6 protein-coding genes are annotated in these 6,754 nt (G+C 36.2%); 5 read left to right on the top strand and 1 reads right to left on the bottom strand.

Features of this window, described 5'->3' with window-relative positions:
* Positions 1 to 168: 168 nt before the first annotated feature.
* The 5 genes from ACNF42_RS08215 (at position 169) to ACNF42_RS08195 (ending at position 5,567) form a co-directional block, all read left to right on the top strand.
* Positions 169 to 894: a hypothetical protein gene (locus tag ACNF42_RS08215; RefSeq protein ID WP_504434144.1), complete on the top strand. Its 726-nt coding sequence runs from the start codon at positions 169 to 171 to the stop codon at positions 892 to 894.
* Positions 895 to 975: 81 nt separating this feature from the next.
* On the top strand, positions 976 to 4,158 hold the full coding sequence (locus ACNF42_RS08210) for a helicase-related protein (RefSeq protein WP_443340283.1): 3,183 nt from the start codon (positions 976 to 978) through the stop codon (positions 4,156 to 4,158).
* A gap of 534 nt (positions 4,159 to 4,692) precedes the next feature.
* The gene (locus ACNF42_RS08205) at positions 4,693 to 4,959 is read left to right on the top strand and encodes a hypothetical protein (protein ID WP_443340282.1); all 267 of its coding nucleotides are present in this window, start codon (positions 4,693 to 4,695) and stop codon (positions 4,957 to 4,959) included.
* 2 nt (positions 4,960 to 4,961) lie between these two features.
* Positions 4,962 to 5,267, top strand: a complete 306-nt coding sequence (locus ACNF42_RS08200; protein WP_443340281.1) for a hypothetical protein — start codon at positions 4,962 to 4,964, stop codon at positions 5,265 to 5,267.
* Positions 5,268 to 5,282: 15 nt separating this feature from the next.
* Positions 5,283 to 5,567: a type II toxin-antitoxin system RelE family toxin gene (locus ACNF42_RS08195; protein ID WP_443340280.1), complete on the top strand. Its 285-nt coding sequence runs from the start codon at positions 5,283 to 5,285 to the stop codon at positions 5,565 to 5,567.
* A 68-nt stretch (positions 5,568 to 5,635) separates the two neighbouring features.
* On the opposite strand, the gene ACNF42_RS08190 is transcribed toward ACNF42_RS08195, so the two are convergent.
* Positions 5,636 to 5,821: a transposase gene (locus ACNF42_RS08190; RefSeq protein WP_443340279.1), complete on the bottom strand. Its 186-nt coding sequence runs from the start codon at positions 5,819 to 5,821 to the stop codon at positions 5,636 to 5,638.
* Positions 5,822 to 6,754 lie beyond the last annotated feature (933 nt).

Here is a 6,754-nt window from a genome sequence, read left to right as displayed (position 1 = left end):
TCATTTATCTGAGAGCAGCAGAGATAAATGACAAATGGTCTATGAGATCATTGAGAGGATATTATAAATGCATTGATGAGATTAAGGAAATGTTCCAAAGGAGGTATCCTTTATAAATACACAACATTTGGGACACTATGAGAAAGATTTGAGGTAGAAACAAGGTATATTAATAAACTTATAAGATCACCATCATTATACTCTAAAGTTACAATTTCGGATACTGATGTTACAAGCTATTTTGTAAACATCCCATTGGGGGAAAATATAGCAGGGAAAAAAATAGAATTTTATATAAAATATGGTGAAAAGAAAGGTTTTAATCATAGAAGTTGCAAATTACGAAATGAGACCTGGTACATCTTACAGGAACAAGCAAGGAGGTCATATTGTATATTAATTAGCAGGCACCATAGCGACTCCTTCAATGTATTCTATAATCCTGACAAAATCATATTTAACAGTTTTTATGGGATAGAAACAAAAATGGACCCAGTAAATTTAATGATTGAATTGAAGTCGACTATTGGTAATCTTCAAGCTGAACTGTTTGGACGAACGAATCAAGGCGATGGGGTATTGAATACTTACGGATGGGATTTGGAATTTTTTAGGTACTTGCGCGTGAAAACTAATGGGAACATAAGAACTAAAATTGTAGAATTAATGTATAAGGCAAAAATTCATTCTATCTTTGAAGAATGTGGTATAGATCCAAGCAAACCAATACGTGAACAAGAGCCAAAGCCACTCCCTGACAGGGCAGAACTTGATGAGATAATATTCGATGAACTTGGTTTAACTCTTGAAGAGAGAAAAGAGGTATATTGGAGTGTTTGTGAGTTGGTTAAGCAAAGGTTGGATAAGGCAAAAAGTGTAAAGAGGAAAAAATGATTAAATCGTTGAAGACCGGAGTAAATCTGAGATTTGATAGTACCACTCAGGATAGAAGAGCTGAAATTTCAAGGTGATTGTATGGGACTTCAAAAGGAGATAATAGATAATAGTGACGGTAACAAGCTAGTTAGTTTTTTAAATCGAACCTTAAAAGAAAATCCAGAAACAAACTTCGACATAGCAACTGCATTCTTCAATATTCAGGCATTTGCAATGATTAAAGACAACCTCAATGGAGTCACTCAATTCCGGCTCCTTCTAGGTAAAACACCGGAAATCCAAGGTGAAAAGACCCTCGGAGATGTCCTTTTAGAAGAAATCAAAAATGAGGTTGAAGGATTGGACTTAACTAAGGAATCAGAGTCCACTGTTAAACTGTTTATAAACTTCTTAAAAAAAGATAATGTTGAAGTCAGACTCTTTGAAAAATTCCTTCATGGAAAGGCCTATATTTTTGATGACAGGATTGTGATAGGGTCGTCAAACTTTACTGCAGCAGGGCTAACAAGATATGGTGAGCTTAACACATGGAAGCAAGAGTCACAGGCAGAATATACTAGGAGGGAATGGTTTGAAAAGTTCTGGTCAGAGTCCATAGACTTTAAGAGCAATCTTATAAAGATATTAGAGGAATCTAGGTTCGGTACCAAGGAGTACTCTCCTTATGATATTTATATAAAATCATTGTACGAACTTCAGAAAGAAGATATATTGGAAGAAAAGAAAGAAGAGAAAAATAAGCCAAGTGGATTGCCTGAAACCAAGGTGAATTTAGCAAGGTTTCAGGAAGATGCCATTGCCAGAATATGGACAAGGATGAAGAAATACGGTGGATGCATTGTTGCCGATTCGGTTGGACTTGGAAAAACATGGATCGCCAAAAAGATTCTCGAACAGATCGGTTACTATGAAAGAAAGAACATACTAGTCGTATGCCCAGCTCAGTTGAGAGAGATGTGGAGATCCGAATTGAAGAAGATCGATGTAAAGGAGAATATCCTTTCACAAGAAGATCTTGCCTCTGATTCTTATCTGGAAAAGGCAAAGAGGGCACTTGGTGGAAGACTTGACACTGTTGAGCTCATCGTCGTAGATGAAAGTCACAATTTCAGAAATCCTTTGTCTAACAGATGGGAAAACTTCTTCTCATTAGTGCAAGACAATATACTTAAATCCGGAAGAAAACCATATATGTTGTTTCTTACAGCGACACCAATAAACAATACGCCTTGGGATCTATACTGGCAGATTATGTTGCTTGTTCTTATGGACAGAACAGCATTTATTAAGGAAAATATACCGGATTTATTTAAATTCTTTAAGGAAGCTAAGGACAAACCGTCAATATTAAACGATCTATTGAACGAAATTTCTATTAGAAGAACAAGAGACTATATAGTTGAGAATTATCCTGAGGCTTTTATCATCCGTGAGCTTCCTAATGGAGAAACAGAAGAACAGAAGATTACTTTTCCCGAAAGGAATTTGGAGAATGTAAACTACAAGCTTGATAGCGCTTACAAAGGGATGTACAGAGAAATTTCAGATGTTATTACAGAGAAACTGACGATGGCATATTATAAAATTCTGGATTATAGAAAAGAACCACTTAAAACAGAGGAAGAAAGGCTAGCCTTGGGTAGAATGGTGGCAATAGGTGGAATATTCAGGACCATACTTCTCAAAAGGTTAGAGAGCAGTGTAGATTCATTCAGAAAGAGCGTTTTAAACCACATACATTTTCTGGATAAACTAAAAGAATACTTAAAAAGAGGGAAGCTTTTAACAAAGAAAAGTTATTTAAAGTACTTACTCAGCGTATACGATGAACTTGATGATGGAAATATTGGTGATGTATTGAGTGACTTCAAAGTTGACGAATATCGTGCCGATGATCTATTTAAGGATATAGATGCTGACATAAAACTACTTAATGAGATTTTAGAAAAAGTTAGTAGAATCGACCCGGAGGATGACTCAAAGCTTAGCGTCCTAAAGGAAAAACTTTTAGAACTATCGAAGAGCGGCCAAATAGTCCTATTTACATATTACGCTGATACGTTAAACTATATTTACAACGAAATAACAAAGGACAAAAGATTTTCAAATCTCAGAATAGAAGCAATATCTAGTTCTGGCGGTACGAACAAAACTCCTCAAGAACGGGAAACCATTATTAAACGATTCTTCGAGAAAAAAATAGATATAATACTCAGCACAGATGTACTTTCAGAAGGACAGAATCTTCAGACAGCCAAATATCTGATCAATTATGACTTGCACTGGAATCCGACAAGAATGATTCAGAGAGCTGGTAGAATTGATAGGATAGGGTCCCCATACAAAGAGATCTACGTTTATAATTTCTTTCCGGAAGACGAACTTGAAGAACTCCTAAAGCTTGTAGAAATACTTCAAAGCAAAATAATAAGTTTTGATGAGGCGGTGGGTCTTGACGAATCAGTACTTGGCGAAGAGATACACCCAAAAGTTTTTGGAATCATCAGAAGGATTAAAGATAAGGATGAGAAAGTATTTGCAGAACTGGAAAGAGATATATTTGGAGGAGGTGAATTGTTTTACCAGCCACTAAAGGATTTCTTGAAAAATAGAGGTGTCGAGGAACTGGAAAAAATACCTGATGGTGTATTTAGTGGATTGAAAAAAAATAAATTATCTGGAATATTCTTTTATTACAAGTACGGAGAAGAATTCCATTTCTGGTACCTTTACGATATGAACTCTGGCAAAATGCTTACAAGGAAGACCGATATTTTAGATTACATAAAGTGTAATCGTAATGAGATGAGAGTAATCCCAGACTTCTTCGAACAAATTTATGGTGCTAATAAACTTGTTCTTGAGAATATAGAGCAAACGTATAAGGAAATAGAGCTTAGCAACACACAGGATTCTCAACTTAAAGAGCTTAATAGATCCAGGAGCACTAAATTTATCAAAAAACTAATCGATGAAATCGAGTTGCAAATAAATGATTATCTGAAGGATTATCCAAATGACACTTCTATTGAACAGATATGGGAATCCCTCAAAGATAGACTTATCTCATTACCGCAAACGAAAAAGAGACTTCAAGAACTAAGGAGAATATGGAGAGAATATACGAAAGATGATGATTGGAAAACAATGATCAATAATATCGGAGAATTCCTGTTAGAAAAAGAAACTTTCAGAAAAAGCGGGGTAGAACCATTTGAACGTTCAAACCTTAAGTTGATAACTATTGACTTTGTTTCTTAATTATGAATTTTAAGCAATAGAAATCCTATATTCGCAATGTGTTTCCTTGTCTCGGGCTCAAATTCACCATGTCTTGCTTCTCAATCCCTACGTCTTTTGATTTACGGTTTTCACTCTTTCTCCGAAAGAGTTCATTCTTCATCACCCATCGCTGCCGCTTACACCACTTGGTTCTGCTACGCAGAACTTCAGGCTTGCTCAGGTCACATTATTCTCTCCTGCAAACTGCATGGGAGAGGGTTAAGTCGATTCTTGACCGTAACGATGCAGTTCCGTTTAGTTATGAATTACGTGGTTATTATGAGTTCTTGACTGTGCTGCTCTTAAGTTATCCAAAAAGAATATTACAAGACAGTTTAAAAATCTGTTACAGTGGAAATCTCTTGACCATAAATTTGTTTGGAAACTTTGGAAATGAGGCAATAACTATCATTTTAAATTTCATGCACCAAGTGAATGCCAAAATATTTAAGCACATTTCTCAATACCTAGTGTGCACGAGTCTGCCATCAGGTAATTGTGGAGTGAGGCAAAATGTCCATTTATGAGGGAGAAGTCGAGGTTGTTAACGTTGGTAGGGTAACAAGCGCTATTGATGGTTCATTGATTTATCAGGTTGCATTCGGAAAAATTGGTAAGCCTGCAGAAGGGATGCCAATTCCAGCAGGAAGTAAGGAAATCGCTGCGAATACTCTTATAATGTACTTTCAGAGCGAAAAAGAGGCACCATATAAGGTTGGAACTAAGTGGAAATTGAGTGTTTCAGAAAGTGGTAATGTATCTCTTACAAGGAAAAGATGAAGATGGAGGAGGATATAGAACCTTTCATAATGTCCCACAATGACAGGGAATTTAGGTCCCAACCATTCTATGTGGATTATAATATGAGGGTAGATAAGACGGTTGACTCCTTTCTCTATCTACCAGGGATTCAGTCCTCTTTTGGTAGGGAAAATAATATGTTTAATCTTGAGGTAGAAGATATAGACGATCCAGAATATTTGAGCGAGATTGAGTTAATTCAGATTGAAGCAAGCCTCAAGGATTATTCTGAAGGAAGATTCAAGCGTGGTTCGATTGACGATCTCCTTAAAGACTTAAATGATTAACCCTAGGTGAATTTCTTGGGGGACTGGGAATTCGAGTGGAGCGATACGTTTAAGAAATTATACAAGAGCAAGGACAATTCCATTAAACCTAAAGTGAACGAAACGCTGAGAGAATTGGCCACAAATGACCCGTTTAAGTTCGGGAAGAGAAAGAAAGGCCTCAAATATTCTAATAATGCATATGCTGTAAAGGTGAATAAATCCAATAGAATAGTATACGAGCCTCTAGTCCAGGACGGCAGGAAGGTAATCAGACTCCTAAAAGTCTGTGACCACAAGACAGTTTATGGTCATGATTGATATATAGTATTCGATTAAAACTTTAATCAAATCTTGACCAGTCCATTTAGTATATTTTTGGGATGTCTTTAACATCCTGAGGGTAATCTCAATCCTCCTGCCACCAGATATATGATCGTATCCCTGTATTCCTGTGCCTTGAATCCATATGAACGCTTGAATGCAGTACGGATTTTGTTGTTCAATCCTTCAATAACAGCTGAATTTATTCCAGAACTTATTGCGTCCGATATGCCATCAATGTGCTTCTTCATTGACTTTCCCCATCTTAATTATATCAGGCATTCTTGATCTGTATGTCCATGATATCTATTTTGTCAGATACCCCTATGCAATGGGCACATTCACCTGCCATAATCTTTGAAGTACAATCTCGAAATGAAATTCAAATAATGTCTGAAGATCGAAGGATTTTACAGACACAAGACTATCCCCTCATTTCCTGATGTAAACGCCGGTTCATAATTTTGCATTTTCGCCGGAATAAAAGTGATCCAGATCTCCGATTTAATCTTGGTTCATTTGTGTATGCAGAAAGGAGTCATTATTGTGAAGGTTGTAGGGGTGGAGAATGAAAAGGGACATGAAGGAAATTGAGATGAGTAACAAAAAGATAGCAAAGTATCTAAGTATGTCCAAAATACAGTAAGTAAAATACTCAGAAAAACTAAGATACAGGACAAAATGAAGAGAAGGAGGAGATTTTACTGCAACATCCCATTCGGGTAAAGAATGAAAGAAGGGAGCCTTATGCTCCAAGACGAGGAGTTACCCACAAGATCAAGAACGCATATCCCTTGCCAAACATGATTTCAAGTCTTATTAAATAATATACAAGATCAAAACTTGATCCTTACAGAGAGCAGAATAAGGTCCTCATAGATAAATACAATCTGTAGGCTTTAAAGATAATGGAAGCGATTCGAAAACTGGGATGTGATGGAAGATACACAATACTGAAGAATTTATTACCAATAGAAAGAAGTGGTGAAATGAATGAGCGAAAAGTTATTTGAGGTGGATTGATTTTATCACGATGTAAATGTTAACGTGACTTTACATCTTCTTTTTATTAGTATATCATGGAACACGCAATTTAGCCATTTTCTGTAAATCTGTCTGTGGGTACACAGGATTTTCATTGTCTTCATGTTCAATTTATTCCGTATTTTCATATGTACATAATG

Source organism: Cuniculiplasma thermophilum (genome assembly GCF_052315355.1).
Lineage (GTDB): Archaea > Thermoplasmatota > Thermoplasmata > Thermoplasmatales > Thermoplasmataceae > Cuniculiplasma.
Note: the sequence above shows the minus strand (reverse complement) of the source record. Positions and strands in the feature narration are given on the sequence as shown.

What these genes read in the sequence shown, in the direction of transcription:
- ACNF42_RS08190 (WP_443340279.1), bottom strand. Translation starts at nt 5,821, where the DNA reads ATGAAGAAGCACATTGATGGCATATCGGACGCAATAAGTTCTGGAATA.
- ACNF42_RS08210 (WP_443340283.1), top strand. Translation starts at nt 976, where the DNA reads ATGGGACTTCAAAAGGAGATAATAGATAATAGTGACGGTAACAAGCTA.
- ACNF42_RS08205 (WP_443340282.1), top strand. Translation starts at nt 4,693, where the DNA reads ATGTCCATTTATGAGGGAGAAGTCGAGGTTGTTAACGTTGGTAGGGTA.
- ACNF42_RS08200 (WP_443340281.1), top strand. Translation starts at nt 4,962, where the DNA reads ATGGAGGAGGATATAGAACCTTTCATAATGTCCCACAATGACAGGGAA.